Annotated in this window: 17 protein-coding genes; 6 read left to right on the top strand and 11 right to left on the bottom strand. The window is 72.5% G+C overall.

The genetic code is table 11. The features are described 5' to 3' along the window. Positions 1-57: 57 nt before the first annotated feature. Entirely contained in the window at positions 58-729 is a 672-nt protein-coding gene (nucS, locus tag ACFYXA_RS17425) for an endonuclease NucS (RefSeq protein ID WP_130443446.1), read from the bottom strand. Positions 730-1,045: 316 nt separating this feature from the next. Here nucS and ACFYXA_RS17420 point away from each other — a divergent pair, with 316 nt between their 5' ends. After that, entirely contained in the window at positions 1,046-1,438 is a 393-nt protein-coding gene (locus ACFYXA_RS17420) for an SCO5389 family protein (protein WP_130443444.1), read from the top strand. Between the two features lie 94 nt (positions 1,439-1,532). On the opposite strand, the gene ACFYXA_RS17415 is transcribed toward ACFYXA_RS17420, so the two are convergent. Then, positions 1,533-2,561, bottom strand: a complete 1,029-nt coding sequence (locus ACFYXA_RS17415; RefSeq protein ID WP_389033540.1) for an LLM class flavin-dependent oxidoreductase — start codon at positions 2,559-2,561, stop codon at positions 1,533-1,535. A gap of 223 nt (positions 2,562-2,784) precedes the next feature. On the opposite strand from ACFYXA_RS17415, the gene ACFYXA_RS17410 reads away from it, so the two are divergent. Further along, positions 2,785-3,117 carry an ATP/GTP-binding protein gene (locus tag ACFYXA_RS17410; protein ID WP_352249229.1) on the top strand — a complete coding sequence of 111 codons (333 nt, stop codon included), beginning with the start codon at positions 2,785-2,787 and terminating at the stop codon, positions 3,115-3,117. Between the two features lie 26 nt (positions 3,118-3,143). On the opposite strand, the gene ACFYXA_RS17405 is transcribed toward ACFYXA_RS17410, so the two are convergent. The 7 genes from ACFYXA_RS17405 to mce form a co-directional block, all read right to left on the bottom strand. After that, positions 3,144-3,995 (bottom strand): ABC transporter permease, encoded by an 852-nt coding sequence (locus ACFYXA_RS17405; protein ID WP_389033536.1) that lies wholly within the window; start codon positions 3,993-3,995, stop codon positions 3,144-3,146. Next, positions 3,992-5,335: an ATP-binding cassette domain-containing protein gene (locus ACFYXA_RS17400; RefSeq protein ID WP_389033533.1), complete on the bottom strand. Its 1,344-nt coding sequence runs from the start codon at positions 5,333-5,335 to the stop codon at positions 3,992-3,994. The genes ACFYXA_RS17405 and ACFYXA_RS17400 overlap by 4 nt, the downstream gene beginning before the upstream one ends. A 111-nt stretch (positions 5,336-5,446) precedes the next feature. Continuing rightward, a complete protein-coding gene (locus tag ACFYXA_RS17395) occupies positions 5,447-6,217 on the bottom strand; it encodes an ABC transporter permease (protein WP_352249220.1) in 771 nt (256 codons plus the stop codon). A gap of 1 nt (position 6,218) precedes the next feature. Further along, positions 6,219-7,190: an ABC transporter ATP-binding protein gene (locus tag ACFYXA_RS17390; RefSeq protein WP_351099533.1), complete on the bottom strand. Its 972-nt coding sequence runs from the start codon at positions 7,188-7,190 to the stop codon at positions 6,219-6,221. Positions 7,191-7,320: 130 nt separating this feature from the next. Next, entirely contained in the window at positions 7,321-8,256 is a 936-nt protein-coding gene (locus ACFYXA_RS17385; protein WP_130443430.1) for a cellulose-binding protein, read from the bottom strand. A gap of 238 nt (positions 8,257-8,494) precedes the next feature. Next, positions 8,495-12,376 (bottom strand): polarized growth protein Scy, encoded by a 3,882-nt coding sequence (scy, locus tag ACFYXA_RS17380; RefSeq protein ID WP_389033526.1) that lies wholly within the window; start codon positions 12,374-12,376, stop codon positions 8,495-8,497. A 232-nt stretch (positions 12,377-12,608) separates the two neighbouring features. Then, positions 12,609-13,049 (bottom strand): methylmalonyl-CoA epimerase, encoded by a 441-nt coding sequence (gene mce / locus ACFYXA_RS17375; protein ID WP_130443426.1) that lies wholly within the window; start codon positions 13,047-13,049, stop codon positions 12,609-12,611. A 150-nt stretch (positions 13,050-13,199) separates the two neighbouring features. Between mce and ACFYXA_RS17370 the strand changes: the two genes are divergently transcribed. Both ACFYXA_RS17370 and meaB read left to right on the top strand, forming a co-directional pair. Beyond that, positions 13,200-14,411, top strand: a complete 1,212-nt coding sequence (locus tag ACFYXA_RS17370; protein WP_352249215.1) for an acetyl-CoA C-acetyltransferase — start codon at positions 13,200-13,202, stop codon at positions 14,409-14,411. A 36-nt stretch (positions 14,412-14,447) separates the two neighbouring features. Next, positions 14,448-15,407 carry a methylmalonyl Co-A mutase-associated GTPase MeaB gene (gene meaB, locus ACFYXA_RS17365; protein WP_351099628.1) on the top strand — a complete coding sequence of 320 codons (960 nt, stop codon included), beginning with the start codon at positions 14,448-14,450 and terminating at the stop codon, positions 15,405-15,407. Between the two features lie 61 nt (positions 15,408-15,468). On the opposite strand, the gene ACFYXA_RS17360 is transcribed toward meaB, so the two are convergent. Then, positions 15,469-16,095 (bottom strand): PepSY domain-containing protein, encoded by a 627-nt coding sequence (locus ACFYXA_RS17360; protein ID WP_389033521.1) that lies wholly within the window; start codon positions 16,093-16,095, stop codon positions 15,469-15,471. 124 nt (positions 16,096-16,219) lie between these two features. Between ACFYXA_RS17360 and ACFYXA_RS17355 the strand changes: the two genes are divergently transcribed. Together ACFYXA_RS17355 and ACFYXA_RS17350 are read left to right on the top strand one after the other, a co-directional pair. Then, complete coding sequence (locus tag ACFYXA_RS17355) at positions 16,220-16,996, top strand: response regulator transcription factor (protein ID WP_389033518.1); 777 nt, start codon at positions 16,220-16,222, stop codon at positions 16,994-16,996. Beyond that, entirely contained in the window at positions 16,993-18,474 is a 1,482-nt protein-coding gene (locus ACFYXA_RS17350) for an ATP-binding protein (protein WP_389033515.1), read from the top strand. The genes ACFYXA_RS17355 and ACFYXA_RS17350 overlap by 4 nt, the downstream gene beginning before the upstream one ends. Before the next feature lie 23 nt (positions 18,475-18,497). Here ACFYXA_RS17350 and ACFYXA_RS17345 read toward each other — a convergent pair whose 3' ends face one another. Beyond that, on the bottom strand, positions 18,498-18,974 hold the full coding sequence (locus tag ACFYXA_RS17345; RefSeq protein ID WP_130443414.1) for a MarR family winged helix-turn-helix transcriptional regulator: 477 nt from the start codon (positions 18,972-18,974) through the stop codon (positions 18,498-18,500). Positions 18,975-19,060: the final 86 nt, after the last annotated feature.

The following is a 19,060-nucleotide window of genomic DNA, read 5'->3' as shown; positions in this document are numbered from 1 at the left end:
GGGCCGGGTCCCGCACAGGACCCGGCCCTCCTCGTCGTCCGGCGCTCGCGCCGGCGTTCAGAACAGGCGCAGCTTGTCGTCCTCGATGCCGCGCAGCGCGTCGTAGTCCAGGACCGTGCAGCCGATGCCGCGGTCCGTGGCCAGGACGCGGGCCTGCGGCTTGATCTCCTGGGCCGCGAAGACGCCCCGCACCGGCGCCAGATGCGGGTCGCGGTTCAGCAGCTCCAGGTAGCGGGTGAGCTGCTCGACGCCGTCGATCTCCCCGCGCCGCTTGATCTCCACCGCGACCGTCTGCCCCTCGGCGTCCCGGCACAGGATGTCGACGGGGCCGATGGCGGTCATGTACTCGCGGCGGATGAGGCTGTAGCCCTCGCCGAGCGTCTCGATGCGGTCGGCGAGCAGTTCCTGGAGGTGCGCTTCCACGCCGTCCTTGATCAGCCCGGGGTCGACGCCCAGTTCGTGCGAGGAGTCGTGGAGGACTTCCTCCATCGTGATGATCAGTTTCTCGCCCGCTTTGTTGACGACGGTCCACACGCCCTCGTCGTCGCCCGTGCCCTCCTTCAGCGTGCAGGGCGGGGACATCCAGTTCAGGGGCTTGTAGGCCCGGTCGTCCGCGTGGATCGAGACGCTGCCGTCCGCCTTCACAAGGATGAGACGAGGGGCGGAGGGGAGGTGGGCGGTGAGCCGGCCCGCGTAGTCCACGGAGCACCGGGCGATGACGAGACGCATGGCAGGCAACGCTACTCGACGCCCCGCACGCCACGCGATTCGCCCGAGCGTCACCCCGCACCACGCTCCCCGGTGGCCCGGTGCGCCGCACCTTTTGATCTGGAAAACACGAGTTCGGCGGTGGCTGATTGTGTGCCCACCAGGATTTCCCTATGTGCCCGTTCTCCTGGTGCGGTCACGGGCCGTTGCCTACCGTAGGAACGGGAGGTCGCGATGCGTGTACTCAGCGTGCTCGCAGTTCTCGGTGTCCGTGCACTGCGAACTCCCCTTCCCTGTCCGGCAACCCCTGCGCGTCGGGGGTGCGAGAGGAGTACCCATGTCGCTCGACGTCTCACCGGCCCTACTCGAACAGGCCGAGCGAGGCGAGGTCGACGAAGCAGAATTCGTCGACTGCGTCCGGACCTCCCTGCCCTACGCATGGGAGATGGTCAGCTCCCTGGTGGCTCAGCTGAAGGTGGACGGCGGAGACTTCGCCGACAACCAGACGCCCCCGCCGGACGAGCAGGCACGCGGGCAGCTGCTGCGAGCGCTGGCGAGCGACGCCATTCGCGGCGCGCTGCAGCGGCACTTCGGCGTGCGGCTGGCCTTCCAGAACTGCCACCGGGTGGCGGTCTTCCCGTTGGACTCATCGGTCGACGAGAAGCTGTCCCGTTTCACCTCGGTCCGCAGTCAGGTGCTGAACCAGTCCCCGGAGTTCCGGGACTGCTGAGGCAACGTGAGCCTGTCGCTTGCCGCTCCTCGCGCACGGCGTCGCACAAGGCGCCGATCGACAGGAGCGGCAGGTTCCTCGGCGGCGGGGCCGTTCACCGGAGGTGGGGGAGGACCTCCGCGCCCAGCCGCCGCAGGTTCTCCTCGGTGGCCGCCAGATCGCCCGAGCCCTCGACGAGGAGGGCGAAGCGCGAGACGCCGGTCCGCTCGCTGGTCGCGGCGAGCCGGTCCACGCACAGGCGCGGGGTGCCCACCGGGTGCAGCCCGCAGAGCAGTTCGGTGTACGCGACCGGGTCCCGCATGCCGCGGGCGCGGCCGTCCACCGTCACATGGGCGTCCAGGCCCTGCTTCAGCCAGCCCGGCATCGCCTTCACCAGCGTCTCCACGGCGTCGGTGCGCCGGTCGGCGATCTGGCAGACGCCCGCCGAGACATGGCCCGCGTCGCGGATCTCGTCCGCCGGCCGCCCGGCCGCGCGCGCGTGCCGCCGCCACAGGGCGACCATCTCGGCCTTCTCCTCGTCCCCGACGTGCATGCCGAGCAGCATCGGCAGTCCGCGCTCCGCGGCCAGCCGCACGCTCGCGGGGGAGGTGCAGGCGACGACCACCTCCGGCCCCGCCGCGTCCGTCAGGGCCTCCGACGGGCGTGGTACGACGGGGACTTCACGGAAGCGGAAGCGCTCGCCGTCCGCTGCGACCGACGGTTCGCGCAGCCAGCGCACCAGCAGATCGAGTGATTCGGGGAACCCCTTCTCGTACGCCTCCAAGCCCGCCCCGAACACCTCCAGGTCGACCCAGGGGCCGCCGCGGCCCACGCCGAGGGAGAAGCGGCCGCCGCTCGTCATATGCAGCAGCGCGGCCTGCTCGCCCAGGGCGACGGGGTGGGCCGTGGGCAGTACGCTGACCGCCGTGCCGACCCGCAGGCGCCGGGTGCGGCCCAGCACGAGGGCGGCCAGGGTGATCGCCGACGGGCACGTGCCGTACGGCACGAAGTGGTGCTCGGCCAGCCAGACCGAGTCCAGGCCGGCCTCCTCGGCGACCTCGGCGGAGCGGACCGCCCGGTGCAGGGCCTCCCCCTGACCCTGGCCCGGGAACTGGGCCGCCAACACGAAACTTCCAACGCGCATGGGACTTTCCTGCTTCCTCGGCTCCGACGCGGAGCTCCCCCACCCGGCATAACCGTCTGACACGTGCCGAGGACACGGCCTGTCGGAGTATTTTGCGGATTGTCTGCAGAATGGGCGGTCCCTGAGGGGGACTTGCGGGGTTCGGCACCCTTCGGATACCCCTGTCCGGGCCGCGTAGGCTGGGCGGGAACCCTGCCCCCTGTACAGCCCTGTGAGGTGTCCCGTGTCCCCGCGTCGCAACCGACCCAAGGGTGAGGGCTCGTCCGGCCGCAGCGCCGAGGACGACGGCGCGAGCCGGTACGGCGGCTGGGAGTCCACGGTGAGCTGGCAGGACGAGCAGTGGAGCGTGCGGCACGTGGCCGGGGCGAGCGCGCGGGGCAAGGCCTACCGGTGCCCCGGCTGCGACCAGCTGATCCCCGACGGCGTGCCGCACGTCGTCGCCTGGCCCGAGCACGCGGGAGTCGACGACCGCCGCCACTGGCACAAGGCGTGCTGGAACGCGCGGGACCGCCGCACCCCGGGGGTGCGGCGGTCCCGTAACGCGCCGAGATTCTAGTGCCGGGGCACTAGGCCTGCGGGCGGTCAGACGTCCCGCTTCTCCAGCAGGGCGAAGGCGCCGGCGAAGGCGGCGGCCGTGACGCCGAGCGCGATCCACAGCGGGTCCCAGCCGGAGGGGCCGGTGTCGGTCAGCGAGGTGGAGTAGAAGACGCTGAGAAGGTTGGGGATCGAGTACTCGACCAGGGCCTCGCGCACGTCCACCAGGGACTCCGAGAACATGAACAGCGCGATCACCAGCGGCGCGAGGAAGAGGCCGATCATGATGGTGATCGCGCCGGCCGAGTGCCGGATGATCGAGCCCACGGCCAGCGACAGCAGTCCGAGCAGCGCGATGAACAGGGAGACGCCGAGCGTCCCCTTGGCCCACTCGCCGCCGGAGGGCTCCCGGGCCTCGGGCATCAGAGCCACGTCCACCATCGCGACGAACACCGACGACACCAGCGTCACCACGAACGCGACCAGGAAGAACACGATGGCCTTCGCGCCGAGGACGCGCCCCCGGGACGGGCAGGCCACCATCGTGGTCCGGATCATGCCGGTGCCGTACTCGGAGGCGGTGGTCAGCACGCCGAGCGTGATGACGCACATGCTGCCGAGGAGCAGCCCGAAGAAGCCGAACGACAGCGCGTTCTCGCTCTCCAGGTCGGCTCCCTCGGTGTTCGCGGCGACCAGCGCGGCGGTTCCCAGGCCGATGCCGATGACGAGCAGGACGAAGACGCCCAGCGTCCACATGGTGGAGCGCACCGAGCGGATCTTGGTCCACTCCGAGGCGAGGGCGTGCCCGAGGTGCGTGCGCACCACGGGGATCGGCGAGGTGTAGCCGGGGTACGCGGCCCCGGGCGCCGCCGGCGGAGACGTGGGCTGCGGGGTGCTCATCGGACGTCCTCGGTCGTGGTCGAAACGGTGCCCTGCCCCTGCGGGGCCGCGGGAGCCGGGGCGGAGGCAGCGGCGTCGGCCGGGGCCTGGCCCGCGGGGGCGGCCGCGGGAGCCGCCGGGACCTTCCCCAGGGCGACGGTTGCCGGACTCGTGGCCGGCGCGGGCCCCTGCGGCGCGGGGGCGGCCGCGGGCGGCGCGGCCGGGGCCGGAGCCGACTGGGCAGGGTGGCCCTGTGCCGGGCCGGGTGCCGGCTGGGCGTACGGGTTGGCCTGCCCGCCGTACGGGGCCTGGGCGGGCTGCGGCGGGGCGTAGCCCTGCTGCGGGGGCGGTGGGGCGTACCAGCCGGGCTGGCCCTGGCCGGGGACCGGCATGGGAGGCTGGGCACCAGGCGGCAGCGGCTGCTGGAGGCCCGCCTTCTGGTCGGTGGTCGACCGGTAGTCCACGGCGCCCTGCGTCATCCGCATGTACGCCTCCTCCAGCGACGCCTGATGCGGCGAGAGCTCCCACAGCCGTACGTCGGCCACGTGGGCGATGTCGCTGATGCGGGGGAGCGGCAGACCGGTGACGCGCAGCGCGCCGTCCTGCTCGGGCAGAACATGTCCGCCCGACTCGGTGAGCGCGGCGGCGAGCTTCTCGCGCAGCTGGGGCTCCGAATGCGGGGTGCGCACGCGGGCGAAGCCGGCGGAGTTGGCCGCGATGAAGTCGCTCACGCTCATGTCGGAGAGCAGCTGTCCGCGTCCGATGACGATCAGGTGGTCGGCGGTGAGCGCCATCTCGCTCATCAGGTGGGAGGAGACGAACACCGTCCGCCCCTCCGCCGCCAGCGACTTCATCAGGTTGCGCACCCAGAGGATGCCCTCGGGGTCGAGCCCGTTGACCGGCTCGTCGAACAGCAGCACCTGCGGGTCGCCGAGCAGCGCGGCGGCGATGCCGAGGCGCTGCCCCATGCCCAGCGAGAACCCCTTGGACCGTTTCTTCGCCACGTCCTGGAGGCCGACGACCCCCAGCACCTCGTCCACGCGCCGGGAGGGGATGCCCGAGAGCTGGGCGAGGCTCAGCAGGTGGTTGCGGGCGTGGCGGCCGCCGTGTACGGCCTTGGCGTCCAGCAACGCGCCGACGTGGCGGGCGGCGTTCGGCAGTTTCCGGTACGGGAAGCCGCCGATCGTCACCGTCCCCGAGGTCGGGTTGTCCAGACCGAGGATCATCCGCATGGTGGTGGACTTCCCCGAGCCGTTCGGCCCGAGGAAGCCCGTGACGGCGCCCGGTCGCACCTGGAAGGAAAGGTTGTACACAGCGGTCTTGTCGCCGTAGCGCTTGGTCAGGCCGACTGCTTCGATCATGCTCCGCACCCATCGACAGGTTCAGGACAGCGGGGCGCACGCCCCCCGTAAGGGTTAGGAGGATATCGAGGCGCTGACGGTTCCGCTCAAATCAAAGTAAAGCCCAAAGGTTCACGCGTCCCGTCGCTTGAGGGTGACGTACCCGCCCAGAAGCGCCGCCGCCACCCAGACGGCCATGATCGCCAGGCCGCCCCAGGGCCCGTAGGGAGCGTCGTCGCCGGTCGAGGGGACCACCTGCATGATCTTGCTGCCGGCCTGGTCGGGCAGATACCGGCCGATCTTCTTCGTCGCGTCGACGTTCCCCAGGATGTTGGAGATGAGGAAGAAGAACGGCATCAGGATGCCCAGCGACAGCATCGGCGAGCGCAGGATGGCGGCCACGCCCATGGAGAAGACCGCGATGAGCGTCATGTAGAGGCCGCCGCCGATCACCGCCCGCAGCACCCCGGTGTCGCCGATCGACGCCTTGTGCTCGCCGAGCATCGCCTGCCCGAGGAAGAACGCGACGAAGCTGGTGACGAGCCCGACGACCAGCGCGAGGCCCGCCGCGACGGAGATCTTGCCGAACAGGAAGGCCCCGCGCTGCGGCACCGCCGCCAGCGAGACGCGGATCATGCCGGTGCTGTACTCGTTGGACACCACCAGCACCCCGAACACGATCATCGCCAGCTGACCGAGACTCATCCCGGCGAAGCTGATGAACGTCGGGTCGAAGGTGCTCCGGTCGCCGGCGCTCATCTCGTCGAACTGGCTCGCGGACAGCGCCGAGATGAGCATGCCGAGGGCGATCGTCACCACCGCGGCGAGGGAGAGCGTCCACAGCGTGGACGCGACGGAGCGGATCTTCGTCCACTCGGACCGGATGACCTGGGTCGCCGCCATGTCAGCCCTTCCTCCATCCGTCGCCCCACTGCTGCCCCGGTTGCTGCGGCTGCTGTGCGGGCGGCGCGTCGGTGTGCGCGTGGTACTCCACCGACTGAGCGGTCAGTTGCATGAACGCCTCCTCCAGCGAGGCCCGCTGGGGACTCAGCTCGTGCAGCACGAGCTGGTGGCGCGCGGCCAGTTCACCGATGGCCTCGGACTTGTCCCCGTCCACCTCCAGGCACCCGTTGCCGGCCTCGACGACGGTGACCCCGGCCTCGTGCAGCACGTCGAGCATCCGCTCCCGCTGCGGAGTGCGGATCCGCACGTACGAGCGCGAGTTGCGCGCGATGAAGTCCGCCATCGAGGTGTCGGCCAGCAGCCGGCCCTGGCCGATCACGACGAGGTGATCCGCGGTCAGCGCCATCTCGCTCATCAGATGGGACGACACGAACACCGTCCGGCCCTGCGCCGCCAGCGACTTCATCAGGTTGCGGATCCAGTGGATGCCCTCGGGGTCGAGCCCGTTGACCGGCTCGTCGAACATCAGGATCCGGGGGTCGCCCAGGAGCGCGCCCGCGATCCCGAGCCGCTGCCCCATGCCCAGCGAGAACCCCTTCGCCTTCTTCTTCGCCACGGAGGTGAGGCCCACGGTGTCGAGCACCTCGTGCACCCGCGAGCCGGGGATGCCGTTGCTCTGCGCCAGGCACAGCAGGTGGTTGAAGGCGCTGCGCCCGCCGTGCACGCCCTTGGCGTCGAGCAGGGCGCCGATGTACTTCAGCGGATCCTTCAGCCGGTCGTAGTGCTGCCCGTCGATGCGGACGTCCCCCGAGGTCGGACGGTCGAGCCCGAGCATCATCCGCATGGTGGTGGACTTCCCCGCGCCGTTGGGACCGAGGAAACCCGTGACGATGCCCGGTCTGACGGTGAACGTGAGGTTGTCGACCGCGACCTTGTCGCCGTACCGCTTGGTCAGCCCTTCTAGCTCGATCATGCGGGCCACGCTATGACCGGCGCACGGCCTGTGCCAACCCGGCGGGCGAACGGCGGCCGACGCCCACGGCAACAACACATGAGCGGGGGCGGTGGGGTCTCGCGCCCACCGCCCCTCGACCCGCCGGCGACTACCGGGACTGCTGGGCCGGAACGCCCCGGGAGACCGGCTCGTCCTCGGTCGGGGAACCGGCCGCGGCCACCGCGGCGCCGGTCAGCGTGGCCAGCATCTCGCGGACGTTGGTCAGCTGGGCGTTGATCGAGTCGCGGCGGTTGGTGAGAGCCGCGAGCTCGCGCTCCGATTCCGAACGGATGCGGTCGGCCTTGGCGTTGGCGTCGGCCACGATGTCCTCGGCCTGGCGCTGCGCCGTCTCGACGGTCTGGCGGGCGCGGCGCTCGGCGTCCGTGCGCAGCTTCTCCGCCTCCAGCCGCAGCTGCTCCGCGCGGTGCTCGATCTCCGCGAGGCGCTTCTCGGCCTTCTGCTGACGGGACGCCAGGTCGCGCTCGGACTGCTCGCGGCGCTTGGCGAGGTTGGTCTCGAAGTCGGCGGCGGCCTGCGCGGCCTTCGCACGGGTCTCCTCGAAGAGCGCGTCGGCCTCCTCGCGCTTGGACTGCGCGTCCTTCTGCGCGTCCTGACGCAGCTGAGCGGCGTCGCTCTTGGCCTTCTCGACGATCCGGACGCCCTCGTCCTCGGCCTTGGCCTTGCGGTCCGAGGCGAACGCCTCCGCGTCGTTGCGCACCTGCTGGGCCGCCGACTCGGCGAGCTCACGGTGCTGCTCGGACGCGCGACGGGCTTCCTCGCGCAGATCCTTGGCCTCCTCCTCGGCGAGGCGGAGGATCTTCTCGACACGCGCGCCGAGACCGGCGTACGACGGCTCTGCGTCGCTTACCTGGGCCTGGGCGTGCTGCGTCTCGAGGTGGAGCTCCTCGATGCGCTTTTCCAGAGCGGTGATGCGGGTGAGAGCGCTGTCACGGTCGGAGACGAGCTTGGAGATCCGTTCGTCCACCTGAGCGCGGTCGTATCCACGCCGCACAAGCTCGAAGCCGTAGGGGGAAGTGTCGCTCATGGGGTTCCTGTCGAATGAGACCGGTGAGGTGATAGGTGGAATCCTAGGGGCCGAAGCGCTGTGTCATCGAGCGGATACGTGTTTGATCTGGAGATTGACACCCCTTTTGGGTGGCTCCCCGCCGGACGGCTTGCCAAAAAGTTGGTCAAAGGCCCCAGATCTCAACGCAATTCTCATGCAGCGCCACGGCCTGTCGACTGGCCCCGGCCCCCCTGCACCGCTAGTGCCGCGGTGGCCCTCAGCCCTCCGACGGCTTGCCGCCCGACCGGGGCGCGCCGATCGTCGCGCCCGCCCGGACCCCGCCGTCCTTGGCGGAGGACGGCGCCTCGAACGACTCCAGCGCCTCCAGCACGTCCTGCACCCTGGAGATCTCGGCGTTGATGTCCTCCCGGCGCCGGACCAGCACCTCCAGTTCGCGCTTTCCCTCCTCGACGGTGCGCCGCGCCTCGCGGATCGCCTCCGCCTTCAGCTCCTCGGCCTCCCGGACCAGCGTGGCCTTCTTCTGCTCGGCCTCCTTGAGCAGCCCCTCCGCCTTCTTCACCGCGGCGATACGGACCTTGCCCGCCTCCGAGTTGGCCTCCGACACCAGTTCCTTGGCCTTCGCCTGCGCCTTGGCGAGCTGCTCCTCGGCCGCCTTGATCAGCGCGTCGCAGCGGTCGCCCGTCGACTTCATCGTCTCCGCGGCCTCCCGGCGGGCCCGCTCGTGCAACTGCTCGATCTCGGTGGTGATCCGGTCGCGCAGCTCCTCCGCCCGCTCCCTTATGGCGGTCGCGTCCCGACGGGCCCCGACGAGCAGTTCGTCCGCGTCCGTACGGGCCTTCTCCACCCGCGCGTTGCCCTCGCGGGTCGCCTCCGCGACGAGCCGGTCGGCCTCCTTGCGGGCCGCGCCGACCATCGTGTCGGCCTGCGCCTCCGCCTCCGCGGTGGTCTTCAGCGCCTGCTGCTGCGCCTCGGTGAGCAGCTTGTCCGCCTCGGCGGTGGTCTCCGTGATGAGCGTGTCGACCTGCTCGGCCGCCTCCGAACGCCGCTTGTTGGCGTCCTTGCGGGCCTCGTCCAGCGTGTGGTCGGCCTCCTCGCGGGCGACGCTCATCAACCGGTCGGCCTCCGCCGCGGCCTCCGCCTTGACGCGCTCGGCCTCCACCCGGATCCGCTCGGCCTGCTGCTGCGCGGAGCCCACGGTCTCGGCGGCCTCGGCGCGCAGCCGCTCCGCGTCGTCGGTGGCGTCCCCGATCAGCTTCTCCGCCTTGGCGACCGACTCGGCCCGCACGCGCTCGGCCTCCGCGGCCGTCTCGGCCTGGAGCCGCTCCGCCTCCGCGAGGGTCTCCGTCTGCAGCCGCTCCGCCTCGGAACGCGCCTCGGTGATGAGCGTGTCGGCCTGCGTCGCCGCGTCCGAGCGGATGCGGTTGGCGTCGTCGCGGGCGTCCGCCCGGGTGCGCGACGCGTCCTGGTCGGCCTGGGCGATCGCGTCCGAGGCCTCGGTGCGCACCCGCTGGGCGTGCGCGGACGCCTCCGAACGCAGCCGCTCGGCCTCCGCGATCGCCTCGCCGACGGTCCGCTCGGCCAGCGCCTGGGCGGCCTCCGCCTCCTCGCGCGCCTCGCGCCGCAGCCGGGCCGCGTCCTCGGCGGCCCGCTCCCGCTCGGAGTAGGCGTCGGCGCGGAGCCGGTCCGCCTCCTCCTCCGCCTCCCGGCGGGTACGGTCCGCCACGTGCTCGGCGGCGCTGCGCAGCCCGGTGATCTCCTCCTGGGCCTGCTCGTGCAGCCCCGCCACGGATTCCCGCACCTGCTGCGCGTGCTGCTCGGCCGCCGACACCATCTCGGAGGCGCGCCGGTCGGCCTCCTCGACCAGCCGGACCGCCTCCGCCTGCGCGTCCTCCACCCGGCGGCGCGCCGACGCCAGCAGTTCCTCGCTCTGCTCGCGGGCCCGCTCACGCTCCTGGTCGGCCTCCTGACGGGCCCCGCCGAGGTACTCCTCGGCCTCCCGCAGACGCCGGGCGGCCTCCTCCTGGGCGGCGGCCAGCGTCTCCGACGCCTCCGTCTCCAGCCGCTCCGCCGCGGCCTGCGCCTCCGCGCGCACCCGGTCGGCGGTTTCCTGCGCCTCCGTCTTCAGCCGCTCCGCCTCCGCGGCGGCCTCCGACCGCAGCCGCACGGCGACGGCCTCGCCCTCGGCCCGGGACGCGGACGCGTCGGACGCGGCCTCGGTGCGCAGCCGCTCGGCCTCCGTCTCCGCCTGCTGCTGGAGCGTACGGATCCGCTCGGCGGCCTCGCCGCGCAGCCGGTCGATCTCCTCGCCGGCCTCCCGGCGGATCCGTGAGGCCTCCTCGCGCGCGTCGGTGAGCGCCTGCTCGGCGGAGGCGAGCCGCTGCTCGGCCTCGGAGTGCAGCCGGGCCAGCTCCTCGGCGGCGTCGGCCTGCCGGGCCTCGACCGCCCGCTCGGCCTCCTCGCGCAGCTCGCGCGCGGCCTCCTCGGCGTTGGAGGTGATCGTCTCCGCGAGGTCGACCGCCTCGTCGCGCTGCCGCTCGGCCTCCTTGCGGGTGCGCTCCAGGGTGTCCTCGGCCTGCCGGCGCAGCGTGGTCGCCCGCTCGATGGCCTCCGTGCGGACCTTCTCGCTGTCCGTCGTGGCTTTCTGGCGCAGCTCGTCCGCGTCGGCCTTCGCCTTGGACAGCAGCTCCTCGGCGGTCCTGGCCGCCTCCTCGATCTGCTGGACGGCCTCCCGGCGGGCCTCCGCGCGGATCTTCTCGCCCTCGGCGACCGCGTCGGCGCGCAGCTGCTCGGCCTCGCCGCGCAGCCGGCGCGCCTCCTCCTGCAGCTCGACCGTCTTGGCGCGGTACTCCTTGGTGTCGTCCTTCGCGGAGCCCTTCAGCTCCTCGGCGATGTCGTGCGCCTCGGCGCGCAGCCGGTCCGCCTCACTCTCCGCCTCCCGGCGGATGCGCTCGGCCTCCTCGGCGGCGGCCTTCGTGGTGCGCCGCGCGTCCTCCTGGGCCTTGTTCAGGACGTCCTCGGCGGTCTTGGCCGCCTTCGACAGCTGGGTCGCGCTCTCCTCGGCGGTGACCGCGCGGGCCTTCTCCGCGGCGTCGCCGAGGATCTTCTCCGCCTCGGCGCGGGCGTCGGCGACGATCTGCTCGGCGTCCGCCTTGGTGGTCTCGGCCTCCTTGGTTGCCTCGCTGACCAGCCGGGCGACCTGCTCCTTCGCCGTACGGGTGCGCTGCTCGTTGGTGGACTCGGCGCTGCTGAGGGCCTTCTCCGCGGCGGCCTTCGCCTCGGTGACGAGCTTCTCCGCCTCCGCGCGCGCCTCCCGCAGCGCGGTCTCCGCCTCGGCCATGCGCTGCTCGGCGGCACGGCTCAGCTCACCCGCCTGGCGGCGGGCCGCGTCGGACTCGGTCGCCGTGGAGCTGCGCAGCGCCTCGGCGTGGTCGCTGGCCTCCTGGGCCTGCGTGGACGCCGCGTTCAGCAGCCGTTCGGCGTCCGCGCGGGCGCGCAGCAGCAGCTGCTCGGCCTCCGCCCGGGCCGACTCGGCCTCGCTCTGGAGCCGCTGGCGGGCCTGCTCGGCGACCCGTTCGGCCTCGGCGCGCGCGGCCGTCAGGGCCTGCTCGGCCTCGGCGCGGGACTCCTCCAGCAGCCGGCGGGCCTGCGCCTCGGTACGGGCCCGCAGCTGCTCGGCCCAGGCCACGTTGTCGTTGACGTGCGACTCGACGGTCTGCCGGCGCTCGGCGAGCTCCTGGTCGAGCTGCTGACGCCGGGCCACGGCCTCCGCGTGCAGCTCCGCCTGGAGCCGGGCCGCCTGCTCGGCGTGCTCCTGGAGGATGCGCTGGGTCTGCGCCCTCGCCTGGCTCAGCTCCCGCTCGGCGTCGGAACGGATCTGGTCCGCCTGCATCTGCGCGTTGCGCAGCAACTGCTCGGCCTGGTAGCCGATGTCGCCGCCGTCGAACGCGGGCCGGGACATGATGGTGCGCCGCGCCTCGTGCAACTTGGCGCGCAGCACCTCGACCTGGTAGCCGAGGTCCTCGGCATGCTGGATCGCCTTTTCCCGCTCGGTCTTCAGCCGTTTCATCTCGGCTTCGAACCGAGTGAGGTGGTCGACGTCAGCCGCCGGTTCCCGCTCCTGGCTCTCGTAGCCCCGCACTGCGCGGTCCCATCCGTCCCCTGGTCGCAAGCTTTTCCACGAGCTCCGTCCATCCGCCGGACGGGGCCCCCGGGGAATGGTGTCAGATCAACGGCGGAGCACGGGCTGCCGCCCCGACGCTCGTCCCCCGAAACCCGGACCCCGGCTGGTCCTGCCGCCGAGGCGGCAGGACGTAGGTCGCCCGTCAAGAGCGGCGACCGACCCCAACCCTACCGGCCCCTCTGTACGAGGGTCAGTGCTCAGGGGACTCAACTGGGGCCGATGTGACCAGTTCTGTCAGTACTCCGTGGCAATCCTTGGGGTGCAGGAAGGTGATTCGTGACCCCATGGAGCCACGTCGCGGCTCTTCGTACAGAACGCGTACGCCCTTGTCGCGGATGTCCGCCGCGTCGGCGTCCACATCCGCCGTACCGAAAGCGATGTGGTGGACGCCCTCGCCGTTCTTGGCCAGCCACTTCGCGACCGTGGAGTCCTCCCGGGTCGGTTCCAGGAGCTGGAGGTAGGTGGCGCCGCCGTCGGACGTCTCGTTGATCTTGAGCATGGCCTCGCGCACGCCCTGCTCCTCGTTGACCTCGGAGTGGAACACTTCGAAGCCGTACGTGGAACGGTAGAACTCGACGGTGGCGTCGAGGTCGTGGCAGGCGATCCCGATGTGGTCGATTCGCGTCAGCATGTAGTCAGTGGAGCGTCCCGGAGGTGGTTGCGCAACGTGCGGGCGATCACACCGACAGCGAGGTGACGGGGCGCACTACCGCTCAGTACATTCGAAGTAAACCCTCGTTCACTCCTCGGCCCGTGCAGGCCGGTAAGGGGATCGCAGCTCATGACTGGATCGACAGGTTCCAACGGCACGACCTCGGTGATCGTCGCGGGCGCGCGTACGCCCATGGGACGGCTGCTGGGCTCGCTGAAGTCCTTCTCCGGAGCCGACCTCGGCGGCTTCGCCATCAAGGCCGCCCTCGACCGCGCCGGCATCGAAGGCGACCAGGTGCAGTACGTGATCATGGGCCAGGTGCTCCAGGCGGGCGCGGGCCAGATCCCGGCCCGCCAGGCCGCCGTCAAGGCCGGCATCCCGATGAACGTCCCGGCGCTCACCGTCAACAAGGTGTGTCTGTCGGGGCTCGACGCCATCGCGCTCGCCGACCAGTTGATCCGTGCGGGTGAGTTCGACGTGATCGTCGCGGGCGGTCAGGAGTCCATGACCAACGCCCCGCACCTGCTGCCGAAGTCCCGCGAGGGCTTCAAGTACGGCGCCATCGAGATGCTCGACGCGATGGCCTACGACGGGCTGACCGACGCCTTCGAGGGCATCGCCATGGGCGAGTCCACCGAGAAGCACAACACCCGCCTCGGTATCGAGCGCCCCGCGCAGGACGAGTTCGCCGCCCTCTCCCACCAGCGCGCCGCGGCCGCCCAGAAGAACGGGCTGTTCGACGCCGAGATCACCCCGGTGGCGATCCCGCAGCGCAAGGGCGAGCCGGTCCTCTTCAGCCACGACGAGGGCATCCGCCCCGAGACCACCGCGGAGTCCCTCGGCAAGCTGCGCCCGGCCTTCGCCAAGGACGGCACGATCACCGCCGGCTCCGCCTCGCAGATCTCCGACGGCGCCGCCGCCGTGGTCGTGATGAGCAAGGCCAAGGCGCAGGAACTGGGCCTGGAGTGGATCGCCGAGATCGGCGCCCACGGCAACGTGGCCGGCCCGGACAACTCCCTGCAGTCCCAGCCGTCCAACGCCATCCTGCACGCCCTGAAGAAGGACGGCCTGGAGGTCGCCGACCTCGACCTCATCGAGATCAACGAGGCCTTCGCCGCCGTCGCCGTCCAGTCAATGGACGACCTCGGCGTTTCCACGGAAAAGGTGAACGTCAACGGCGGCGCCATCGCCCTCGGACACCCGATCGGCATGTCCGGCGCCCGGCTCGTGCTGCACCTCGCCCTGGAGCTGAAGCGGCGCGGCGGCGGCGTCGGCGCGGCCGCGCTGTGCGGCGGCGGCGGCCAGGGCGACGCACTGATCGTGCGGGTGCCCAAGGCCTGAGTTCTCTCCCGTAAGGAACACGTGAACGGAGCTGTGATGCAGGACGTCTCCTCGCTGGTCGCCCAGGCCAGGGAAGGCCGGCCCCGGGCCGTCGCCCGGCTGATCTCCCTGGTGGAGGGGGCGTCTCCGCAGCTCAGGGAGGTGATGGCGGCGCTGGCCCCGCTGACCGGCAACGCCTACGTCGTCGGCCTCACCGGCTCCCCGGGCGTCGGCAAGTCCACGTCGACCTCCGCGCTGGTCACGGCGTACCGCAAGCAGGGCCGGCGGGTCGGCGTCCTCGCCGTCGACCCGTCCTCGCCCTTCTCCGGCGGCGCCCTGCTCGGCGACCGCGTCCGGATGTCCGACCACGCCTCCGACCCCGGCGTCTACATCCGCTCGATGGCCACGCGCGGCCACCTCGGCGGGCTGGCCTGGGCCGCGCCGCAGGCGATCCGCGTGCTGGACGCGGCCGGCTGCGACGTGGTCCTCGTCGAGACGGTGGGCGTGGGCCAGTCCGAGGTGGAGATCGCCTCCCAGGCGGACACCTCCGTCGTGCTGCTCGCCCCGGGCATGGGCGACGGCATCCAGGCCGCCAAGGCGGGCATCCTGGAGATCGGCGACGTGTACGTCGTCAACAAGGCCGACCGGGACGGCGCCGACGCGACCGCCCGCGAGCTGAACCACATGCTCGGCCTCGGCGAGTCCCGCGGCCCCGGCGACTGGCGCCCGCCGATCGTCAAGACCGTCGCGGCCCGCGCCGAGGGCGTCGACGAGGTCGTGGAGGCGCTGGAGAAGCACCGGGCGTGGATGGAGGAGCGCGGGGTCCTGGCGGAGCGCCGCCGCGCCCGCGCCGCCCACGAGGTCGAGGCCATCGCCGTCACCGCCCTGCGGGAACGGATCGGCGACCTCCACGGCGACCGCCGCCTGAGCGCCCTCGCGGACCGCATCGTCGCCGGCGAACTGGACCCCTACGGCGCGGCGGACGAACTGGTGGCGGGGCTGACGCAGGGGGAGTGACGGCACGCCCCGGGGTTACGCCGGGGGCGTGCGGGGCGCGCCGACCGCCGACGGCGGTACGTCAGCCGTCGTCGCCGTCCGCCCGGTCGCCGTCCGCCCGGTCGTCGGCGTCGTCGGCGGCGTCGGTCTCGTGCTCCGGCGTGAGCTCCGGGGTCTTCAGGCCCACGGTCCAGTCGTGCTCCTTCGCCGCCGCGTCCGTGGTCTCCACCTCCCAGCCGCCCTGACCGTCCCCGCCGTCGTCGTACAGCTCGACCGAGGTGACGGCCCCCTTGCCGGCGGCGGCCCGCGCGGCGTCGGCGGCGGTGACCCGGGCGTCCTTCAGCAGGGCGCGGACCTCGGGGACGTCGTCGGCGTCGTCGCCGTCGGTCTCCTTGCCGAGGATCCGGCCGTCGGCGGAGTCCACGAGGACGGTGTGGGCCGTCGTGCCCTCGCCCAGCACGTCGACCTCCCAGCCGCGGCCGGCCCCGTCGTCGTCGAGACCGGCGGAGACCACCGTGCCGGGCTGCGCCTTCAGCGCCGCGGCGATCGCCTGCGCGGCGGTGACCTTAGCCCCGTCCGCCGGGGCTTGCGTGCCGCTCACGCCGGCGTGCGTGGCGTCCCGCGCGCCGTCGTCCGCGAAGGCGACCGCGGTGCCGCCCCCGATCGCGACGGACGCGGCGACGGCGGCGATGACGAGCTTGCGCTTCATGACGGGTTCCTCCCGAGCTTCGGTCGTGTGTTGTCTGACGGGAACCACCGTCGCCGACCCACGCTGAGGGGCACCTGAAGGCACCTGAAGACCGCTTCAGGTGCGGTCTGAAACCCTGACGGGCATGCACCCGCCCGTCGCCCACCACCACCCTGCTCGAGGCGCTGCGCGCCGCCCCTTCCGACTCCTCATCATCGAGGACGAGAAGCGGCTCGCCCTGTCCCTGGCCAGGGGCCTGACCGCCGAGGGCTATGCCGTGGACGTCGTCCACGACGGCCTGGAGGGCCTGCACCGCGCGAGCGAGTCGCCGTACGACCTCGTCGTCCTCGACATCATGCTGCCCGGCCTGAACGGCTACCGCGTCTGCTCCGCCCTGCGCGCCGCCGGGAACGACGTCCCGATCCTGATGCTCACCGCCAAGGACGGCGAGTACGACGAGGCGGAGGGCCTGGACACCGGCGCGGACGACTACCTCACCAAGCCGTTCTCCTACGTCGTCCTGGTCGCCCGGGTGAAGGCGCTGCTGCGCCGCCGCGGCCAGGGCGCCGGGGCCTCGCCCGTGCACGTCCTCGGCGAGCTGAGGGTGGACACCGCGGCCCGCCGGGTCTTCCTCGGGCAGGACGAGGCGGCGCTCACCGCGAAGGAGTTCTCCGTCCTGGAGCAGCTGGTGGTGCGGGCCGGCGCGGTGGTGTCCAAGTCCGAGATCCTCGACCACGTCTGGGACTTCGCGTACGACGGCGACCCCAACATCGTCGAGGTGTACGTCAGCGCGCTGCGCCGCAAGCTGGGCGCCGGTCTGATCCGCACGGTCCGCGGCGCCGGGTACCGGCTGGAGCGGCCGGAACCGCCGTCGGGCCCGGCGGCCCCGGTGGCGCCCGGGGCGCCGGGGGAGGGCCGGTGAGGCGCCGGCTCGGCTCCGTCCGCGCCCGGGCCGCGCTGGGCGCCACGCTCGTCGTCGCCGTGGCCCTGGTCGCCGCCGGGGCGGCGGTCCTGCTCGCGCTGGAGTCCAGTCTGAGCGGCCAGGCCGGCGCCCAGGCGGACCGCGCCGCCCGCGAGGTGGCCGCCGAGCTCGCCGCCGGACACGCCTACGACCGGCTGTCCCTCGACGACGAGGACCGGCCCGTCCAGGTCGTCACCGAGGACGGCACCCTGGTCGCGGCCACGGAGGGCCTGGAACGGATCAGCGGGACCGGGACGGACGCGGTGCGCCCGGCGCCGGGCGCGGCCCGGGCGACGGCACAGGCGGGCCAGGCGGCCCCCACCCCGGACGACGACGATGACGCCGACGGGGGCGGGGACGGGAGCGCCGACGGTGGCGGCGACGCCTCCTCGGTGCCGCGGCCCGGTGAGATCGGCGAGGACACCGCCTTCCGCGACGGCTCCGCCACCGTGGACGGCGACACCGCCGACTACCGCTTCGCCTCGGTCTCCGTCGACACCGACGACCGGGGCGCCCTGGCCGTGCACGCCGGCGCGCCCCTGTCCAGTGAGCACAGCGCGGTCGGCACCGCGCTCACCGTCATGCTGATCGGCTTCCCGCTGCTGCTGGCGGTCGTGGCGGGCGTGACCTGGCTGGTCACCCGGCGGGCGCTGCGGCCGGTCGAGGGGATCCGGCGCGAGATGGCCGCCATCACCGCCTCCGCGGACCTCGCCCGCCGCGTGCCCGAGCCGGACACCCACGACGAGGTCGCCCGGCTCGCCCGCACGACGAACGAGACGCTGACGGCACTTCAGACCGCGGTGGAGCGCCAGCGCCGGTTCGTCGCCGACGCCTCCCACGAACTTCGCAGCCCCATCGCCTCCTTGCGCACCCAGCTCGAAGTGGGCGCCGCCCACCCCGAGTTGCTGGACGTGCCGGGCGCGGTCGAGGACACCGTACGGCTTCAGGACCTGGCCGCCGACCTGCTGCTGCTCGCCCGGCTGGACGCGGGGGAGCGGCCCGCTGATGCCCGGGTGGACCTGGCGGCGCTGGTGCGGGAGGCGACGGCTCAGCGGGCGGGGGTGGGGGTGGACGCTGAGCCGGTGGAGGTGGCCGGATCGCGGGGGCAGCTGGGGCGGGTGCTGGCCAACCTGCTCGACAACGCGCGGCGGCACGCCCGGGAGGAGGTCGCCGTGTCGGTGCGGCGGGAGAACGGGCCGGACGGGCGGTGGGCGCTCGTCGCGGTCGCCGACGACGGGGACGGGGTGCCCGAGGCGGACCGTGAGCGCGTCTTCGAGCGGTTCGTCCGGCTGGACGCGGCCCGCACCCGGGACGAGGGCGGCGCGGGGCTGGGCCTGGCCATCGCCCGTGACGTGGCCGAACGGCACGGCGGCACGCTCACGGTCAGGCAGGCGCCGGCAGGCGGAGCCCTGTTCGAGCTCCGCCTGCCGGCCGCCTGAGGGCGTGTGGTGCGCGCGCGGCGCTAGGGACGGCCCCGCTCGCCGCGGAGGTGGTCCGCTACGGGCTTCAGGGCCCGGTCGAGCTCCCCGAGGGCCTCCGGGGGGAGGAGGTCGATGAAGTGCCGCCGTACGGACGCCACGTGGTGGGGCGCCACCTTCCGCATCGTCTCCATGCCGTGCTCGGTGAGCACCGCGTACAGACCGCGGCGGTCGGACTCGCAGTTCTCCCGGCGCACCAGGTCGGCGTTCTCCATCCGGGTGATCTGGTGCGACAGGCGGCTCTTCGACTGGAGGGTGGCGGAGGCGAGGTCGCTCATCCGCATCCGGACGTCCTCCGACTCGGAGAGGTTCACCAGGATCTCGTAGTCGTTCATGGTCAGGCCGAACGGCTGCAGGTCCTTTTCGAGCTGGTACGTCAACAGCCTGTTGACCTCCAGGTGGGTGCGCCAGGCGCACTGCTCCGCATCGGTCAGCCAGCGCGTGGCCGTTTCGGTCTCCATAAGTGAAGTCTACCTAAAATGTTGAAAGGCGAACTAGTGAGGGTGGTGTGACGGCGTGCACGCGTTCGACGTCACACTCCGCAGAC

It is taken from the genome of Streptomyces sp. NPDC002566 (assembly GCF_042889585.1).
Classification (GTDB): domain Bacteria; phylum Actinomycetota; class Actinomycetes; order Streptomycetales; family Streptomycetaceae; genus Streptomyces.
Note: the sequence above shows the minus strand (reverse complement) of the source record. Positions and strands in the feature narration are given on the sequence as shown.

Bases quoted from the DNA above. Each gene is read 5' to 3' on its own strand.
- ACFYXA_RS17390 (WP_351099533.1), bottom strand. From the start codon at position 7,190: ATGATCGAGCTAGAAGGGCTGACCAAGCGGTACGGCGACAAGGTCGCG.
- ACFYXA_RS17345 (WP_130443414.1), bottom strand. From the start codon at position 18,974: ATGGAGACCGAAACGGCCACGCGCTGGCTGACCGATGCGGAGCAGTGC.
- meaB (WP_351099628.1), top strand. From the start codon at position 14,448: ATGCAGGACGTCTCCTCGCTGGTCGCCCAGGCCAGGGAAGGCCGGCCC.
- ACFYXA_RS17405 (WP_389033536.1), bottom strand. From the start codon at position 3,995: ATGAGCACCCCGCAGCCCACGTCTCCGCCGGCGGCGCCCGGGGCCGCG.
- ACFYXA_RS17395 (WP_352249220.1), bottom strand. From the start codon at position 6,217: ATGGCGGCGACCCAGGTCATCCGGTCCGAGTGGACGAAGATCCGCTCC.
- nucS (WP_130443446.1), bottom strand. From the start codon at position 729: ATGCGTCTCGTCATCGCCCGGTGCTCCGTGGACTACGCGGGCCGGCTC.
- ACFYXA_RS17420 (WP_130443444.1), top strand. From the start codon at position 1,046: ATGTCGCTCGACGTCTCACCGGCCCTACTCGAACAGGCCGAGCGAGGC.
- ACFYXA_RS17360 (WP_389033521.1), bottom strand. From the start codon at position 16,095: ATGAAGCGCAAGCTCGTCATCGCCGCCGTCGCCGCGTCCGTCGCGATC.
- mce (WP_130443426.1), bottom strand. From the start codon at position 13,049: ATGCTGACGCGAATCGACCACATCGGGATCGCCTGCCACGACCTCGAC.
- ACFYXA_RS17355 (WP_389033518.1), top strand. From the start codon at position 16,220: ATGCACCCGCCCGTCGCCCACCACCACCCTGCTCGAGGCGCTGCGCGC.
- ACFYXA_RS17385 (WP_130443430.1), bottom strand. From the start codon at position 8,256: ATGAGCGACACTTCCCCCTACGGCTTCGAGCTTGTGCGGCGTGGATAC.
- ACFYXA_RS17400 (WP_389033533.1), bottom strand. From the start codon at position 5,335: ATGATCGAAGCAGTCGGCCTGACCAAGCGCTACGGCGACAAGACCGCT.
- ACFYXA_RS17415 (WP_389033540.1), bottom strand. From the start codon at position 2,561: ATGCGCGTTGGAAGTTTCGTGTTGGCGGCCCAGTTCCCGGGCCAGGGT.
- ACFYXA_RS17370 (WP_352249215.1), top strand. From the start codon at position 13,200: ATGACTGGATCGACAGGTTCCAACGGCACGACCTCGGTGATCGTCGCG.